The organism is Bacillus sp. FJAT-52991 (assembly GCF_037201805.1).
Taxonomy (GTDB): Bacteria; Bacillota; Bacilli; order Bacillales; family Domibacillaceae; genus Bacillus_CE; species Bacillus_CE kandeliae.
This window is the reverse complement of record NZ_CP147404.1, coordinates 963,044-978,869: the sequence shown is the minus strand read 5'-3', so window position 1 is coordinate 978,869 and position 15,826 is coordinate 963,044. Positions and strand designations below refer to the sequence as shown.

The 15,826-nt window shown below is 38.9% G+C and carries 18 protein-coding genes; 6 read left to right on the top strand and 12 right to left on the bottom strand.

What is annotated here, in order from left to right; translation table 11 throughout:
• Window positions 1-117: 117 nt before the first annotated feature.
• The gene (prpE, locus tag WDJ61_RS05110) at window positions 118-855 is read left to right on the top strand and encodes a bis(5'-nucleosyl)-tetraphosphatase PrpE (protein ID WP_338753583.1); all 738 of its coding nucleotides are present in this window, start codon (window positions 118-120) and stop codon (window positions 853-855) included.
• A 150-nt stretch (window positions 856-1,005) separates the two neighbouring features.
• On the opposite strand, the gene WDJ61_RS05105 is transcribed toward prpE, so the two are convergent.
• The 4 genes from WDJ61_RS05105 to WDJ61_RS05090 are packed head-to-tail and all read right to left on the bottom strand — an operon-like array spanning window position 1,006 to window position 3,760.
• A complete protein-coding gene (locus tag WDJ61_RS05105) occupies window positions 1,006-1,896 on the bottom strand; it encodes an RluA family pseudouridine synthase (RefSeq protein WP_338753582.1) in 891 nt (296 codons plus the stop codon).
• A complete protein-coding gene (locus tag WDJ61_RS05100) occupies window positions 1,896-2,690 on the bottom strand; it encodes an NAD kinase (RefSeq protein WP_338753581.1) in 795 nt (264 codons plus the stop codon). The genes WDJ61_RS05105 and WDJ61_RS05100 overlap by 1 nt, the downstream gene beginning before the upstream one ends.
• 20 nt (window positions 2,691-2,710) lie before the next feature.
• The gene (locus tag WDJ61_RS05095) at window positions 2,711-3,355 is read right to left on the bottom strand and encodes a GTP pyrophosphokinase family protein (protein WP_338753580.1); all 645 of its coding nucleotides are present in this window, start codon (window positions 3,353-3,355) and stop codon (window positions 2,711-2,713) included.
• A 30-nt stretch (window positions 3,356-3,385) separates the two neighbouring features.
• Complete coding sequence (locus WDJ61_RS05090; protein WP_338753579.1) at window positions 3,386-3,760, bottom strand: hypothetical protein; 375 nt, start codon at window positions 3,758-3,760, stop codon at window positions 3,386-3,388.
• A gap of 158 nt (window positions 3,761-3,918) precedes the next feature.
• Here WDJ61_RS05090 and WDJ61_RS05085 point away from each other — a divergent pair, with 158 nt between their 5' ends.
• The 5 genes from WDJ61_RS05085 (at window position 3,919) to WDJ61_RS05065 (ending at window position 7,073) form a co-directional block, all read left to right on the top strand.
• The gene (locus WDJ61_RS05085; RefSeq protein WP_338753578.1) at window positions 3,919-4,512 is read left to right on the top strand and encodes a CYTH domain-containing protein; all 594 of its coding nucleotides are present in this window, start codon (window positions 3,919-3,921) and stop codon (window positions 4,510-4,512) included.
• A 9-nt stretch (window positions 4,513-4,521) separates the two neighbouring features.
• On the top strand, window positions 4,522-5,148 hold the full coding sequence (locus tag WDJ61_RS05080) for a lytic transglycosylase domain-containing protein (RefSeq protein ID WP_338753577.1): 627 nt from the start codon (window positions 4,522-4,524) through the stop codon (window positions 5,146-5,148).
• A gap of 186 nt (window positions 5,149-5,334) precedes the next feature.
• Window positions 5,335-5,733, top strand: coding sequence for a globin (locus WDJ61_RS05075; RefSeq protein WP_338753576.1), 399 nt, complete (start codon window positions 5,335-5,337; stop codon window positions 5,731-5,733).
• Window positions 5,730-6,587: a ClpXP adapter SpxH family protein gene (locus WDJ61_RS05070; protein ID WP_338753575.1), complete on the top strand. Its 858-nt coding sequence runs from the start codon at window positions 5,730-5,732 to the stop codon at window positions 6,585-6,587. The genes WDJ61_RS05075 and WDJ61_RS05070 overlap by 4 nt, the downstream gene beginning before the upstream one ends.
• A gap of 315 nt (window positions 6,588-6,902) precedes the next feature.
• The gene (locus WDJ61_RS05065; protein ID WP_338753574.1) at window positions 6,903-7,073 is read left to right on the top strand and encodes a hypothetical protein; all 171 of its coding nucleotides are present in this window, start codon (window positions 6,903-6,905) and stop codon (window positions 7,071-7,073) included.
• A 74-nt stretch (window positions 7,074-7,147) separates the two neighbouring features.
• Here the strand turns inward: WDJ61_RS05065 and pepF are convergent, their stop codons facing one another.
• From pepF to opp3C, 8 genes are all read right to left on the bottom strand, one after another.
• Window positions 7,148-8,965 carry an oligoendopeptidase F gene (pepF, locus tag WDJ61_RS05060; protein WP_338753573.1) on the bottom strand — a complete coding sequence of 606 codons (1,818 nt, stop codon included), beginning with the start codon at window positions 8,963-8,965 and terminating at the stop codon, window positions 7,148-7,150.
• A 61-nt stretch (window positions 8,966-9,026) separates the two neighbouring features.
• Complete coding sequence (locus tag WDJ61_RS05055) at window positions 9,027-10,160, bottom strand: competence protein CoiA (RefSeq protein ID WP_338753572.1); 1,134 nt, start codon at window positions 10,158-10,160, stop codon at window positions 9,027-9,029.
• A 222-nt stretch (window positions 10,161-10,382) separates the two neighbouring features.
• A complete protein-coding gene (gene mecA, locus WDJ61_RS05050) occupies window positions 10,383-11,039 on the bottom strand; it encodes an adaptor protein MecA (protein ID WP_338753570.1) in 657 nt (218 codons plus the stop codon).
• Between the two features lie 245 nt (window positions 11,040-11,284).
• Window positions 11,285-11,680, bottom strand: a complete 396-nt coding sequence (gene spxA, locus WDJ61_RS05045; protein ID WP_095479844.1) for a transcriptional regulator SpxA — start codon at window positions 11,678-11,680, stop codon at window positions 11,285-11,287.
• A gap of 279 nt (window positions 11,681-11,959) precedes the next feature.
• Entirely contained in the window at window positions 11,960-12,529 is a 570-nt protein-coding gene (locus WDJ61_RS05040) for a GNAT family N-acetyltransferase (protein WP_338753568.1), read from the bottom strand.
• Between the two features lie 243 nt (window positions 12,530-12,772).
• Window positions 12,773-13,705: an ABC transporter ATP-binding protein gene (locus WDJ61_RS05035; RefSeq protein WP_338753567.1), complete on the bottom strand. Its 933-nt coding sequence runs from the start codon at window positions 13,703-13,705 to the stop codon at window positions 12,773-12,775.
• Window position 13,706: 1 nt separating this feature from the next.
• On the bottom strand, window positions 13,707-14,774 hold the full coding sequence (locus WDJ61_RS05030; RefSeq protein ID WP_338753565.1) for an ABC transporter ATP-binding protein: 1,068 nt from the start codon (window positions 14,772-14,774) through the stop codon (window positions 13,707-13,709).
• A 24-nt stretch (window positions 14,775-14,798) separates the two neighbouring features.
• Complete coding sequence (gene opp3C, locus WDJ61_RS05025; RefSeq protein WP_338754720.1) at window positions 14,799-15,821, bottom strand: oligopeptide ABC transporter permease; 1,023 nt, start codon at window positions 15,819-15,821, stop codon at window positions 14,799-14,801.
• Between the last annotated feature and the right edge of the window lie 5 nt (window positions 15,822-15,826).

The following is a 15,826-nucleotide window of genomic DNA, read 5'->3' as shown; positions in this document are numbered from 1 at the left end:
TTGATTGCGATGTATTAACTATACTATCAAAATCATTTGAAGTTGTCTTTTAAAAAAGATTAATCTTATATTAAGTATTAACTAGGAAAAACTAATTATTAAAGGAGTGTCATACTTATGAATATTGATATCATCGGAGACATCCACGGTTGCTTTCAAGAATTTAAACAGTTGACGACTAAGCTTGGCTATTCATGGGATAATGGACTCCCTATTCATCCTCAAGGACGACTACTTGGTTTTGTTGGCGATTTAACGGACCGCGGCCCTTCCTCTCTCCAAGTCATTAACGTGGTTCATGACTTATGGGAGAAACAATTAGCTTACTATGCGCCTGGCAACCATTGCAATAAGTTGTATCGATGGTTTTGCGGAAACAATGTTCAAGTCACCCATGGACTAGAAACGACAGTTGCTGAGCTTGAGCAGCTAGACAATCGCGACTTTAAACGCGTGAAAAAGAAATTCATCAACCTTTATGAACAATCGCCACTTTATCAAATATTAGATGAAGGTCTATTGATTATCGCACACGCCGGCATCCGTGAACAAGACATCGGCGAATTCACTTCCAAAGTGAAAACATTCGTCCTATATGGTGATATTACAGGCGAAAAACATCCCGATGGCTCTCCTGTGCGCCGAGATTGGGCCAAGCAATATAAAGGGAGGCCCTGGATTATTTATGGTCATACACCAACAAAAGAAGCTCGGCTGATTCATCATACAGCTAACATTGACACAGGTGCTGTCTTTGGTGGAAAACTATCCGCTTTCCGTTATCCTGAAAAAGAGATAATCTCTGTCCCATCATCCATGCCTTTCGTTCCAGAAAAATTCCGAAACTTCTCGTAAAAAACAGCCCGCCTAGTCTGTGATTGGCGGGCTTTGTTGTGAATTTGTTCGACCTTTGTGAAGGTTTCTTCGGCTTTTTCGGCGCTTCTTTGACCTTTGCGACGCTTTCTTCGACTTTCCGGCCATTTCTTCGCTTTCTTTGACCTTCGCCTATTCCAGTAACCGCTGCAAATCAGTAGCAAGCAGCAAGTGAAAATTCATTTCTTCCTCAGTGACGGGATGACGAAACGCTAAGTCACTGCAATGAAGAGCTTGGCGAGTGATGTTCTCCATTGGGCCTCCATACAGATCGTCGCCTAAGAGCGGATGTCCAATATGTGAAAGATGCACACGTATTTGATGGGTACGACCCGTCTCTAACTTCAATCGAACCTGAGCAAACGTCTTATATTGATGAATCAATTCGTATCGAGTGCAAGCATATTGTCCATCTTCTCTTACTTCTCGTTCAATAATACTCGTCTCTTTTCGACCAATTGGCTGTTCAATCACGCCAACTGTACTAGAGAACAAACCAGAAGCAAGGGCAACATACGAGCGGGAAACGAGTCGTTGTTTTTGCATCTCTGAAAATAAATGATGAATATGTCGATGCTTCGCTATTAAAACAAGGCCTGACGTATCGCGATCGAGCCGTGTCACAATATGAACAGTTGCCTCAATTCCTTGTTGTTCATAATAGCTGATCAAAGCATTTGCCAAACTTCCTGCCGGATGCTCTCTTGACGGAATAGTATTCATGCCAGCAGGTTTAGCAACAACGAGCACATAGGCATCTTCAAATACAATCGACAACGGCAGCCTTTCCCCTTTCATTCCGTCGCTCCGTATTTCTCGGGGAAAGATCAGCTCAATTCGGTCTCCTACTTCCACGTTATAACGTACATTTTCCTCTTGATCATTAACTAAAATTTGACCACCATTATATTTAATATCGGTCAGTGCTCGCTTAGAAATTTTTTGGCCAACTAAAAATTCTCGCAACATTTTTCCGCGATCACTTGCTTCAGCAGTCCATATTAAACGAAATCGCTTATCCATTAGTTGCTAACAAAGGAATCATGGACTCGCTTCCAAAATGGGAATGGGCGAAAACGAGCAAAGCGTATTTTTTCATTGGCGACCCGATATTGAATCGACTTTACATCTTTATGAAGCAACGTTAAATGATCAATTGTCACGAGGAAATCTGGCCGATTCACAGGTTTTAGCATGCAAGTATGGTGAGCGGGCAAAATGAGTGGAGAGCCTACTGTACGAAACACCCGGTTATTAATGGATGCCATCTCTGCCAATTGTAACGCGCGAATCGATGGATGTAGAATCGCTCCACCAAGCGCTTTATTGTACGCTGTGCTTCCCGAAGGAGTCGACACGCATAGACCATCACCTCGAAATCGCTCAAAATGATCTCCGCGAATTTCCACATCCATTACGAGCGTACCTTCTACACTTTTCACCGTGGATTCATTTAAAGCCAAATATCGCGTTTCTTTCCCACCATGCTGATAACGAATAATCGTTTCTAACAGAGGATATTCAATAATTTGATAAGGTGTACGGGCAATGGCAATGACGAGCTTTTCAATTTCATCAGGCACCCAGTCCGCATAAAAACCTAAATGACCGGTATGAACACCAACAAATGCTGTTTTATCGAGCCTAGAACTATAGCGATGAAAGGCATACAATAACGTTCCATCCCCACCAACAGAAATGACAATATCCGGCTGTTTTTCATCATACGTTAACTTAAAATCAAGCAAATAAGTGCGAATTTTATGCATTAGAGCATTGGATTTAGCATCGCCTTTAGACGTAATTGCGAATTTCATGTCAGCCACCCTTTTTCCTTTTATTCTTTCTTCCTACGATCATTCGTTTGCTCTTTTTTCTTTGTAAAAAAAGCTTGAGCTTCCTTTATTTCTTCACGAATAAGCGACATTTCCTCATCGAGCCTGAAAGCCGCCTCAGCCGCTCGCTGCAATCTCATTTTAATTTCTTCAGGGAATTGCCCATCATATTTATAATTTAAAGAATGTTCAATTGTCGCCCAAAAATTCATTGCTAACGTACGAATTTGAATTTCAGCTAAAATTTTCTTTTCACCATTAATTGTTTGAACGGGATATTCAATGACTAAATGATAAGACCGGTAACCGCTCGGCTTTTTATGAGAGATATAATCTTTCTCTTCTATTATAGTAAAATCTTTACGCATTCGTAGTTTATGCACAACTTTTTTTATATCATCCACAAATTGGCACATCATCCGCACGCCAGCAATATCTTGGATTTCTGTTTCCAATCGCTCGAATGGAATGCCCTTTTCATATGCTTTTTCAAGAATACTTGCAATCGGCTTGACACGACCGGTGACAAATTCAATCGGAGAATGCTCATCCTCAAGTTCAAATTGGGTCCGCATCCCCTTAAGCTTGATTTTCAACTCTTCTACTGCTTGTTTATAAGGTGATAAAAACTCATCCCAACGTATCATCTATCTTCCCTCTCAGACATAGTTGCATTGTTATTGGTGCAAAAAGATCTTCTCTACAGACTCAACCATCTCTTCCCCATAGTTACTATTGCCTTCAATATTACTGATTAAATAGGAGAGTTCTTCACTCCAATGACTTAATTGAAGTCGAGCATCCTCGCCAACTGCAAGCAAGCTAGCTTCTTTTTCAATCGCCTTCTGCAACTCTCCCCAAACACTTTCATGTATGTATAAATAAATAAATTCATCATTTTCTTCTGCTAAATAAACAAATGCTTTTTGATCTGAATCAACAATCATTTGTCCGCTTGCTTTCACTGCGGACAATGAGACTGGATGCTCTGAAAGTAACGCTAACTCTTTCTCATTCCATATAGCTTTCGTAAAATGAATGGTCTTTCTCATCCTAATTCCCCCTTTAATTCTTGCTGTTTTTTTCGTTTTATACATTTCATCGAAAAAAACCCATTATATATTTTAACACATCTTTTCCTTTCAAATATAGACACTTGACCTTTAGAATAAGAAGTAACGAATAAACTATATGAAAAGAGGAAGCAAATATGAGTCAACAATTGGAGATTGAATTTAAAAACTTATTGGAAAAAGAGGAGTTCCTTCATTTAATTCAAGCCTTTCACATAAAAGAAGAAGATTTTGCTTTGCAACATAACCACTATTTAGATACCGCATCCTTTCATTTAAAACAGCAAGGCTGTGCACTTCGTATTAGAGAAAAGGAAGCAACATTTGAACTTACTCTTAAACAGCCGGCAGAAATCGGGCTGCTAGAAACGAATCAATCACTGCTGAAGGAAGAAGCTGAAGTACTATTGTTGAAGGGAAAATTTCCAGAAGGAATCGTTAAAGAGGTACTTCAATTAACCCTATTGGAGATTGATTCACTACAGCATTTCGGCACTTTATCAACGAAAAGAGCAGAAATCCCCTACCAAGAAGGCCTTCTCACATTTGACAACAGTTTCTATTTAGGAAAAGAGGATTATGAATTGGAATATGAAGTACAAGAAGAAAAAACTGGACAAGAAATATTCAACCATTTACTAAAAAAATTTCAAATTCCTAGGCGGATAACCGATAATAAAGTTAAGAGATTCTATTTAGAAAAATTACACCAATTAAAAGAGGAATTATAGGAGAGAAAAATGAGTAACGATCTTTTTAAAACAATTATTCAAACAAGCCTAATGCAAGGCGTGTCAATGTTTCCCAGAACCCTTTCAGCACCGAATCCGTCACAAATATTCGGTGCAGTGCTGCAACAAGCATTAATGCAAGGGCTAAAACTTGAAAATGGCACTCCTCCATCACCTCCAACTACGGGAGGTACATTGCCAGAGTTGCTACCTACAAAGCCTGGTGCTGATGTGATCAAGCCTGGTGGAAAACCGGTGAAAACGGATTACGATGACATTATCACAAGAGCAGCAGAAAAATATAATATCCCCAAAAAACTGATTCAGGCTGTCATTAAGCAAGAATCTAACTTCAATCCAAATGTAGTGAGTCACGCAGGAGCAAAAGGATTGATGCAATTAATGCCAGCTACCGCTCGCAGCCTTGGTGTGACGAACCCACTCGATCCTGAACAAAACATCTTTGGCGGAGCAAAATATTTACGTCAAATGTTAGATAAGTTTAATGGAAACGTTGAACTTGCACTAGCTGCCTACAATGCTGGACCTGGTAATGTAAAAAAATATGGAGGAATTCCTCCGTTTAAGGAAACACAAAACTACGTAAAGAAAGTAACCGATTATTATTACTCATAAGTGCTAAGCTTCTCAAGTCGTTCTCGCATAGGATTCTCCATCATGATGAATCCTATACAAGAACGGCAAAGGTTGCTTAGCACTTTTGGGTCAATGAAATATTTTTGAGCAAGCACTTTGTTTGTGTTATACCATCCCCCTTGTTAAAATAAGTTTACTACTACAAGGAAAAAAGGAGTTATTGGTATGGCCGAAAAATCAATAGCACCATACGAATTTATCGGAGAAGAGAAACTTTCGGAGCTTGTCGATCTGTTTTACTCAAAAGTAAGCAAACATCCTGACTTATTTCCAATTTTCCCTGATGATCTAACTGAGACTGCCCGTAAGCAAAAACAGTTTTTAACTCAATATTTAGGCGGACCATCTTTATACACAGATGAGCATGGGCATCCTATGCTTCGCGCTCGTCACATGCCTTTTCCGATCACTCCTAAACGCGCCAATGCATGGCTTCAATGTATGTCAGAAGCAATGGATGAAACGGGAATAGATGGGGAATTTCGCGAATTCTTTTATCATCGGCTTGAGTTAACCGCTCATCATATGATTAATCAGCCCGAAGAACTAGGTGAAGAAGATTGAAGCCGTCTGTATTACTTAACCGAATTTGTTCAACTCAGCAAAAACCATTGGAGATTTATATGTTTGTTGATCCTCTATGCCCCGAGTGTTGGGCATTAGAGCCGATTATTCGAAAGCTACAAATTGAATATGGTCATTATTTCAGTTTAAAGAAAGTGTTAACTGGAAGATTGTCGACCTTAAACCTTCAAAAGCATAAATGCAATAGCCTAGCGAAACAATGGCAAGCGACTGCTACTAGAACGGGAATGTCTTGTGACGGTAATCTGTGGATGGATAACCCGATTTCCTCCCCTTTCATCGCATCTATCGCTATTAAAGCCGCCGAGTTGCAAGGCCGGCGATGCGGGAGCCGTTTTTTACGAAAATTGCAGGAGGTACTTTTTTTAGAAAATCAAAATATTTCTGATCTTGCTATCTTAACAGATTGCGCTAATCAATCGGGTCTTGATAAAGCAGAGTTTTTAAACGACATTCATTCCTCTAGTGCAGCAAAAGCTTTTCAATGCGATATGAAAATCTCAGCGGAAATGGATGTAGAGGAAGTACCAACTCTCGTTTTCTTCAATGAAAATATTGAGGAAGAAGGAATTAAAATTTCCGGCCTTTACTCCTATGAGATTTATGTTCAAATTCTTCAGGAAATGCTTGCGGAACTTCCTGAGCCGTTAACTCCGCCTTCTTTACAGGAGTTTTTACAATGCTTCCGCCTGGTGGCTACGAAAGAAATTAGTGAAGTATATAATTTATCGATAAAAGAAGTAGAAATGACAATGAAAAAACTCCAATTGCAGCGAAAAGTCCGTAAAATCACCGCAAAGTATGGATCTTTTTGGGAATATACAGGAGAATAAAACTCAAAAATGCAAGCTCCTCGAGAGTGTAAGCTTAGCTTATGATCTCGAGGAGCTATTTGTTTGGAGCTGGGTAATAAGAAAAGACCTTGTATAAGCTACAAGGTCTTTTCTAACGAACAAAGGGGATGGGAGAAATTTTTTCACGGTCAAACAAAGGGGTATATGTTTGCTTGTGATCAACTTCACGTTTTATATATTATCACCTTACATACCGATTGACAACACTTTGTATAACCTTTCACATATTTGTCATAACAATGGAATAGTAAGCGTAAACTAACATAAACTGGAACAATTTGAGGGGGAGGAACGATGAAATGGATAGCCTTTTGGCTCTATGTCAGCTTGATCGCGATCGCCTTTCTATTTAATTTACTAGGCTTAATGAGATTATATCCTTTATATTTAACAGCACCGCTATTGTTTATCGTCCTGTTTTTTCCTGTCTATTTTTTGAACAGAAAAAACAAAAAAAGTCTCTAAATAACAGAGACTTTTTATCGTTTAACGGGAGCTTTCGCTTTTGCTTGTCGCCGATGGACAAGCGCCTTCCGCTTTTAATTTAACAGTTTTTCCATTTCTTCGAGTTTTTGTTCGAAGACTTTGCAAGCTTCTTCGATTGGAGTTGCTGTGTTCATGTCTACTCCCGCTTTTTTCAGTACTTCAATCGGGAAGTCTGAGCTGCCTGCTTTTAAGAATTCGTTAATATACCGATCTACAGCTGGCTGGCCTTCTTCTAAAATTTGAGCGCTTAGAGCTGTTGCTGCACTAAAACCTGTCGCATATTGATACACATAGTAATTGTAGTAGAAATGAGGAATTCGTGCCCACTCTAGACCAATTTCTTCATCGATGACCATGTCCTCACCAAAGTACTTTTTGTTTAGTTCATAATAAGCCGCTGTTAATGCGTCTGCTGTTAAAGCTTCTCCATTTTGCGCTTTCTCATGGATCAAATGCTCAAACTCAGCAAACATCGTTTGACGGAAGACGGTGCCGCGGAAACCTTCTAAATAATGATTTAGAATATATAAACGCTTCTTCTCATCGTCAAGATTTTTTAACATATAATCATTAAGTAGTGCTTCGTTACAAGTAGAAGCCACTTCTGCCACAAAGATAGAATAGTTGCCGTACACATAAGGTTGAGACGCACGTGTATAGTAGCTATGCATGCTGTGCCCAAACTCATGAGCAAGCGTAAATAAATTGTTCACATTATCTTGCCAGTTCATTAAAATATATGGATGTGTGCCGTATGCACCAGATGAATACGCCCCGCTGCGTTTCCCTTTGTTTTCAACGACATCCACCCAGCGATTGTCTAATCCTTGTGTCAATACGCTGATATATTCGTCCCCTAATGGCGCTAAACCTTTCACCATATATTCTTTTGCCTCATCATAGCTGACTTTCATTTTCACATCTTTCACAAGTGGAGTATAAAGGTCATACATATGCAGCTCATCGACACCTAGCACTTTTTTGCGCAGCTTAATGTAACGATGAAGCAAATGTAGATTTTTATTAATTGTCGATACTAAATTATCATATACCGTTTCTGGAATATGATTGTTAGAAAGAGCTGACTCTCTCGCACTGTTATAATGGCGGACACGCGCATAAAAATTATCTTTTTTCACTTGGCTACTCAACGTACTAGCAAACGTATTTCTAAATTCCCCATACGTTTTATATACTGCTTTAAAAGCTTCTTCACGAACACGACGATCATCGGACTCTAAAAATTGAATAAAGCGTCCGTGCGTAATTTGCACCTCTTCTCCATGTTCGTCCTTAATAGTCGGAAACTCAAGATCAGCATTATTTAACATACCAAATGTATTGCTTGATGCCGAAGTCACTTCTGATGCTTGAGCAAGCAAGCTTTCTTCTGCCGCAGATAACACATGCGGTCGCTGCAAATTAATTTCCGCAATTGCCTGCTTATACACTTGCAGTCGTTCATCACTATTTACAAACGTTTTCAACTTTTCCTCATCGATCGCTAACAATTCAGGTGTTGCAAAAGATAAAGCATTGGCAATTTGTGTGTATAAATTTTTCGCTCGATCGTCCATTCCTTGATATTGTGCGTTCGTTGTATCTTGATCATAACGCATATGTGAATACGTATATAGCTTGCCCATACGTTCTAACAATTGATCTTGATAGGTGAAAAATTGATAAAGCTGCTCTGCACTCTCATTAAGTATTCCTTGAAAACTCTGGGCCTTATTGGAAAGCTGTTTCACTTCTTCATATTCTTTCTCCCAAGTCTCATCGTTCGAAAAAATATCCTCTAGCTTCCATGTTAATTCCTCTGGCACCTCACTTCTTGAAGGTAACTGATTTACCGCTTGCTCGTTTGTCATCTAAGACCCCTCCTACATCTACTATTTCACTACTTTATCATAGTATTTCGCCTACCGAAATTCAAAGAAAAAGCCGACTAATAATCAATTCTTCATATTGTGCGCTAAACCTTTTTTCTCTTTCCATTTGTTTATACGTATGAGAACTACTTTTGAGACTTTCAGGGCTAGCTGTTTGTATAAGAGCCAAATATTCTTCTACTAACTGATACAAGTTCGGCGACTGAATGAGCGGAAATACATTCAGCTGCAGTCTCCCTTTTTCCACATATTTTTCTAAACATGCTACTGCTTCCTCTATTGTATGCAAAAGCCCCTCTTTCCATAAATAAAACTGCCACTCCAGTGGATGACTTTTGAAAAGCGCCATATGCCGAACCGGAATTCCAACCCATTCAGGCAATAGAAAGGGATTATTACCTGACTCATACACGTCGCTCAAAAAAGGATGATATTTTCCTTGTTGAAAATAGAGTTGTTTGTGAACCCATTGGTGCTTTTGCTTTAGCCAATGAGCGAAGGAAAATCTTGGAATCGATTGCTGTTTAGAAAATAAAGGAGGGAAAGATAAGCGGGAAAGCGGAATGTTTTGTACAGAAGCCTTATACAATGAGGAGGTAAAAGGAGTAAGTCGCGAATAAAAAGTACATACTTCTTTCTCCGGACAATATGCAAGGAACCAAAATCCAAAGACATCGGAATATTGAAAGAACAACCGATGGAAAGCTGTAAACTTGAAGTACTCTCCTTGCCTAGCAATAGCAGGACCTCCGTATATCCAAAAAGGGAAATAGCCATGTTGAATATACCCGTTTGTCCTCTCTACAAATAATTGTGTAGTGAGCGAGGAGCATTGAAATTCAACCGCGATTTTATTAGCTGCCAATATGTCTGGCCGTTGAGATAGCGGCGACAAAAAGGGTTCAATCTTCGCTATACTGTAATTACTCATCCAAGCATACAAATCAGCTTTTCCTTTCAAATGACGCTCTGATTCACTTTCGGAAAAAGAAAAACAAGTAGAGGTGTGTTTGTGAGCAAAATGAGGAATTTTGATCGCTCCCGCTTTAAAAATAACTTGGCGGCGACATTGAGGACAATAATAAGAGGATTTTCTTAACGGAGCCAATTGCTCTTGCGACCGTTTAAGTGCAAGGTTCACCGGTTTTCCATTTGAATCTAACGCAACAAGCATGTTTTCACTCCTTTCTTAGATTGATATTCGACTTTTGCTGGCAAATTCCTTTAAAGATTTCATCTGAGCTCGGGTCAATTTTTGGCGTTTTTTCACCGATGATTCGCGTACATCTTTCCTATTTTTGTGTGAACCGCTACCGCTGCCTTCGAAGCGCAAAGCTTTTGCCTCATACCACGCACATTAAAAAACGCTGATTTCAAATTGAAATCAGCGAATGTATTAATCAAAGTATTGACGGACAGTTTGAAATACATTTTCTTCCATCACGCATGTTCCGTACTCTTGAAGTCTATGGACAGTCATTCCCGATTCATGAGTGTATTCTAAAAGAATACTTAGTGTATCTTCAATATCCTCTTCACCAAACTCTTCTTCATCAAATTCTACATACAAATAATATTTGTTATCTAAAGAGTATAGCTGCGTGAAGAGATCATCTAAATCCGAACGTTTACTTAGCTGAATGATGTCTTCAAAGTCGTTAAATACAAGTAGAAACTCTAAAGCTGTCTCTTCTACTTCTTCTTCGTTGACAGTAAAGTGTTCATCTAAAAACTCTTCAAGACGGTCGTCTACCGGAAAGTCCCGATATTTGTCTCCAGGAAGCGGCAGTTCAATACGCTGTCCATCTTTTGTTAAATTAGCTCGAGTGACTAAAATTTCCAATCCCTTATCTAAGGCCTGAACTTGAATCCATAACGGCCCATCGACAGTAAATCCTTCTTCGTCATGAATTTCCTCCATCATATCCCAAAAAAGCTCTTCACTGCGATCACGATTATACCAAATCTCATCGCGATCAAAGCCTCTCTCCTCTATATCAATGTAAGAAATGTAGAACTTAACTGTGTGGTCATTAATGCGCTCGATTTCCATAACTACCTCTCCCTTCCGTCTAAGGGTACTTGAGGGTTTCCCCTTGTTATTAGGCATTTCCCACAATGCCCTAGTGATATACATTCACCTTATAATTATTGTATGACAAAAGAGCCATAAAAGAAAATATAAAGATTAGAAAAAATATCGGTGTGTGGCAATTCTATCTGAATCTTTTCATTATTTCAAGAGAGAATGCCAAAAATAAAAACCCCCACACAATCGTATGGGGGGTTTTATACATGTTAGTTGACCAACCGCTGAGCTTCCAAAAGTTGAAATGTGCGGACTTTTCTTGGAAGGAAACGACGAATTTCGTCTTCGTTATAGCCGACTTGCAATCGTTTTTCATCCATAATAATCGGACGGCGTAGCAATCCGGGATTATTTTGAATTAATTCAAACAAATCTTGCAGTGGCAACATCTCAAGATCTACATTTAATTTTTGAAAGATCTTTGAGCGAGTCGAAATGATTTCGTCCGTGCCATCTTCAGTCATTCTTAATATTCCTTTAATTTCTTCGATGCTCAAAGGCTCGGAAAAAATATTTCTTTCAACGTAAGGAATTTCATGTTCTTCTAACCAAGCTTTCGCTTTACGGCATGAAGTACAACTAGGTGATGTATATAGAGTAACCATTCCTCAATCACACTCCTTAAAATAAAATATAATACCAGTTGTTTTTCATGAGGAATCTTCTTTCATAAAGATTTCGATATAAAATCTTCAATTGAGGCTACAATATGTATTATACCACGAACAAAAGGTTGTTGAATATACTTTTCATTACTTTGTAATATTTTTAAAAAATGAATGGCCTAATCTTCAACAGAATTTATATTTATATACCCTATACGTAAAAACTTTAAACTTTTATACAATCATTTTGCTTATTTCATCAAATTTCTTCCTAGCGATTCATTTTTTTAATATATCATCTTTCTCCTCTTCTTCTAAAGATAACACTTCATGAACCGGATCAAATGGTTCACCATATATTTCCTCGTCTTTATATTTATGAATGAGGCGATATGTTTTTACCATTCCTTCATAGATCATTTCTTCAGATTCATGTGTTGGTGACCAATAAAGAATCTCCATATTATTCACTTCGTTTGTCGCCAAAGAGCGTCGACGGTATCCGATACTTGTAGCATGTTCAAACCCTTCTCGAGCATAAAACTTCAACCGTTTCTCTGTATCGGTATCTTCATAGTTGATCGGTTCCACCTCTAATATAATCGGCTTCCCCTTACTTTTTAGCTTGTCAATTAATTGATGACCGCGCCCTTGACCACGCGTATTTTTAGAAACAAATAAATAATCAACAAAGACAAACTTATCGAACTCCACATAAATGAGGACATGGTTGGGCCCTTCGTCTTTATGATAAATGTCTCCACGTTCTTTTAATAGTATTTCCATATGCTCCTTTGATTTCATTTCTTCAATCGGAAAATATTGATTTAATTTTTCATACCAATGCATAAAATATAACTCTCTCCTTTTTCGACTTAATCAAGCCTTACTGTCATAGAAAATAGTTCTTCATAATGGGCTGTGGACTGTATCACTTGTAATTGGTTTAAAGATGAAGTGTAGCGGTGTAAAGGAGATGATATCATGTGTATCTTTTCCCATGCATAAGATAAATAAACGTATTTATTGATTTTTTTCGCTAAAAAAGGGACTGCTTCCTGTTTCGGAAGTCAGTCCCCTTACGAACATGTCTTATTTATATGCTTCTTGATACGTCTTCATTTCTTTTTCTGAGCAATAAACAAAGTGACCAGGCGAAATTTCTCGCATTTGAACATCATCTGCTTCTGTATACTGATGCATGCTCGAATTGTACGTTTTTCTTACTCTATTTCTCTCATAGTCTGGATCTGGCAATGGAATCGCTGAGAGAAGAGATTTCGTGTAAGGGTGAAGCGGTTTTTCATATAATACATCACTCGGTGCAAGCTCCACTAGCTTACCGAAGTACATGACACCAATACGATCGCTAATATATTTCACCATTGATAAATCATGGGCAATAAATAAGTACGTTAATCCTTTTTCTTTTTGAAGCTTTTGCAAAAGGTTCACGACTTGCGCTTGAATCGATACATCCAGTGCTGAGATTGGTTCATCGGCAATGATAAAATCAGGTTCAACGGCAAGTGCACGGGCGATCCCTAAACGCTGGCGCTGACCTCCGGAAAACTCGTGCGGATAACGGTTGGCATGTTCGCGATTCAATCCGACCGTTTCAAGCAGTTCATACACTTTTTCCATACGCTCTTTTTTCGATTTCGCTAATCCATGAATATCGATACCCTCGGCAATAATATCTGCTACCTTCATTCGCGGGTTAAGCGAGGCATATGGGTCTTGGAAAATCATTTGCATTTTTCGATTAAATTGCTTTAACTCGGATTTAGATTTTTTGCCGTGAACATCTTTACCATCAAACAGCACTTGACCATCAGTGGCGTCATACAGACGAATGATCGTGCGGCCAGTCGTTGATTTCCCACAACCCGATTCTCCTACTAAACCTAATGTTTCGCCACGATAAATATCAAATGAAATATCGTCTACCGCTTTCACCATATTCGGCTTGCCTTCGTTAAAGTATTGCTTTAGATTTTTAATTTCTAATAATTTTTCAGCCATCTTAGCGCGCCTCCTCAAACAATACAGGCTTGTCATAATTGCTCGGCATTGGACGCTTTTGTTGTTGAACCATTGCAGGAGGTTCAACTGCAGGTGCCTCGGGATGAAGCAACCATGATTTCACAAAATGAGTATCAGACACCTGATAAATCGGTGGTTCTTTCTCAAAGTCAATCTTCAATGCATATTCACTTCGAAGTGCAAACGCATCCCCTTTAGGCGGGTTCAGCAAATCTGGCGGACTCCCCGGAATAGCATACAGTTCGATTTCTTCCGACGCCTCCAAGCTCGGCATAGAAGAAAGTAATCCCCATGTATATGGATGACGCGGGTCGTAAAATATTTCATCTACCGTTCCTGTTTCCACAATTTGGCCACCGTACATCACCGCTACTCGATCAGCTACATTGGCCACAACACCAAGATCATGAGTGATAAAAATAATCGATGTATCAATTTTTTTCTGCAAATCTTTCATTAGTTCTAAAATTTGTGCCTGAATCGTTACGTCAAGAGCCGTTGTCGGTTCATCTGCAATTAAAATTTTCGGATTACAAGCTAGAGCAATCGCAATCACGACACGTTGGCGCTGACCTCCAGAGAATTGATGTGGATATTGCTTCACTCGTTCCTCAGGATTTGGAAGCCCAACAAGACTTAATAGCTCAACCGCTCGTTTTCTTGCTGCATCTTTGCTCATATTTTGATGTTTAATCAGCGGCTCCATCACTTGTTTTCCGATTGTCATGGTTGGATTCAACGAAGTCATCGGATCTTGGAAAATCATCGAAATTTCTTTTCCTCGTATTTTTTCCATTTCCTTTTCAGACAGTTTGACTAAATCTTTGCCTTCAAATAGCATCTGCCCTTCTTTAATACGTCCTGGAGGGTTCGGAATTAATCTCATTAATGTTTTCGTCGTGACAGATTTTCCTGAACCCGATTCTCCTACGATCGCAAGCGTTTCCCCTTTCATTAAATGGAAATCCACTCCACGCACTGCTTTTACTTCGCCCGCATGCGTATCAAAGGAGACATGCAAATTTTTCACATCAAGTACTTTATCCATTGTTGTTTTCTCCTTTCCTTCTATCTATTTACGCATTTTTGGATCAAATGCATCTCTCAATCCATCAGCAAGCAAGTTAAAACTTAAAATTAACATACTGATGATAATCGATGGAATAATTAACATATGCGGATACGTTTGCAATGATTTAAATCCATCATTAATTAGTGACCCAAGGGAAGCTTCTGGCGGACGAATCCCTAAACCAATAAAACTTAAGAACGCCTCTGTAAAAATGGCACTTGGAATCGTAAACATCGTCGTTACGATAATCGGTCCCATCACATTTGGCATTAAGTGCTTCCATATTAAACGACTATTTGAAGCACCGAGCGTACGTGAAGCTAACACAAACTCTTGGTTTCTTAATTTTAAAAATTGTCCACGAACGATCCTTGCCATACTAACCCAACCGGTAATAACCATCGCCATTGTAATGGAGAAAATACCTGGTTCAAAAACAAGGATAAACAAAATGACAACGATTAGATGAGGAATCCCAATTAAGATTTCAATAATTCGCTGCATGATGCTGTCAACTCGGCCACCGTAAAAACCAGAAATACCTCCGTAAGCAATCCCGATAATAAAATCGATGACAGCTGCAAGTATTCCGATATAAATGGAAATACGTGTTCCGTACCAAGTTCTTGTCCATAAATCGCGACCTAAGTCATCCGTTCCAAACCAATAATATTCTTTTACATTTTTTGCTTCATACATATCAAAACCGTCTTTATCTTTTCCATCAAACGGTAACCAACTAATATTCTCAAGTCCTGGTACTTTCGGTGGTAGCTTCGCATGAGCGATATTTTGTTGTTTATATGTGTATTCATTCATCGAAGGTCCAAAAATGGCCATAAATGAAATAAAAATAATTAATATAAGACCAACAATAGCGCCTTTATTCCCTTTTAATCTCAACCAAGCATCCTGCCAAAAATTCAAGCTTGGTCGGCTAATTTGCTCAGCTTCATTCTCACGTCTATCCGCTGGTTGGAAAAGGTCTTTAGAAAATTGTTCGTTTGTCTGTAACTTATCCATGTTCA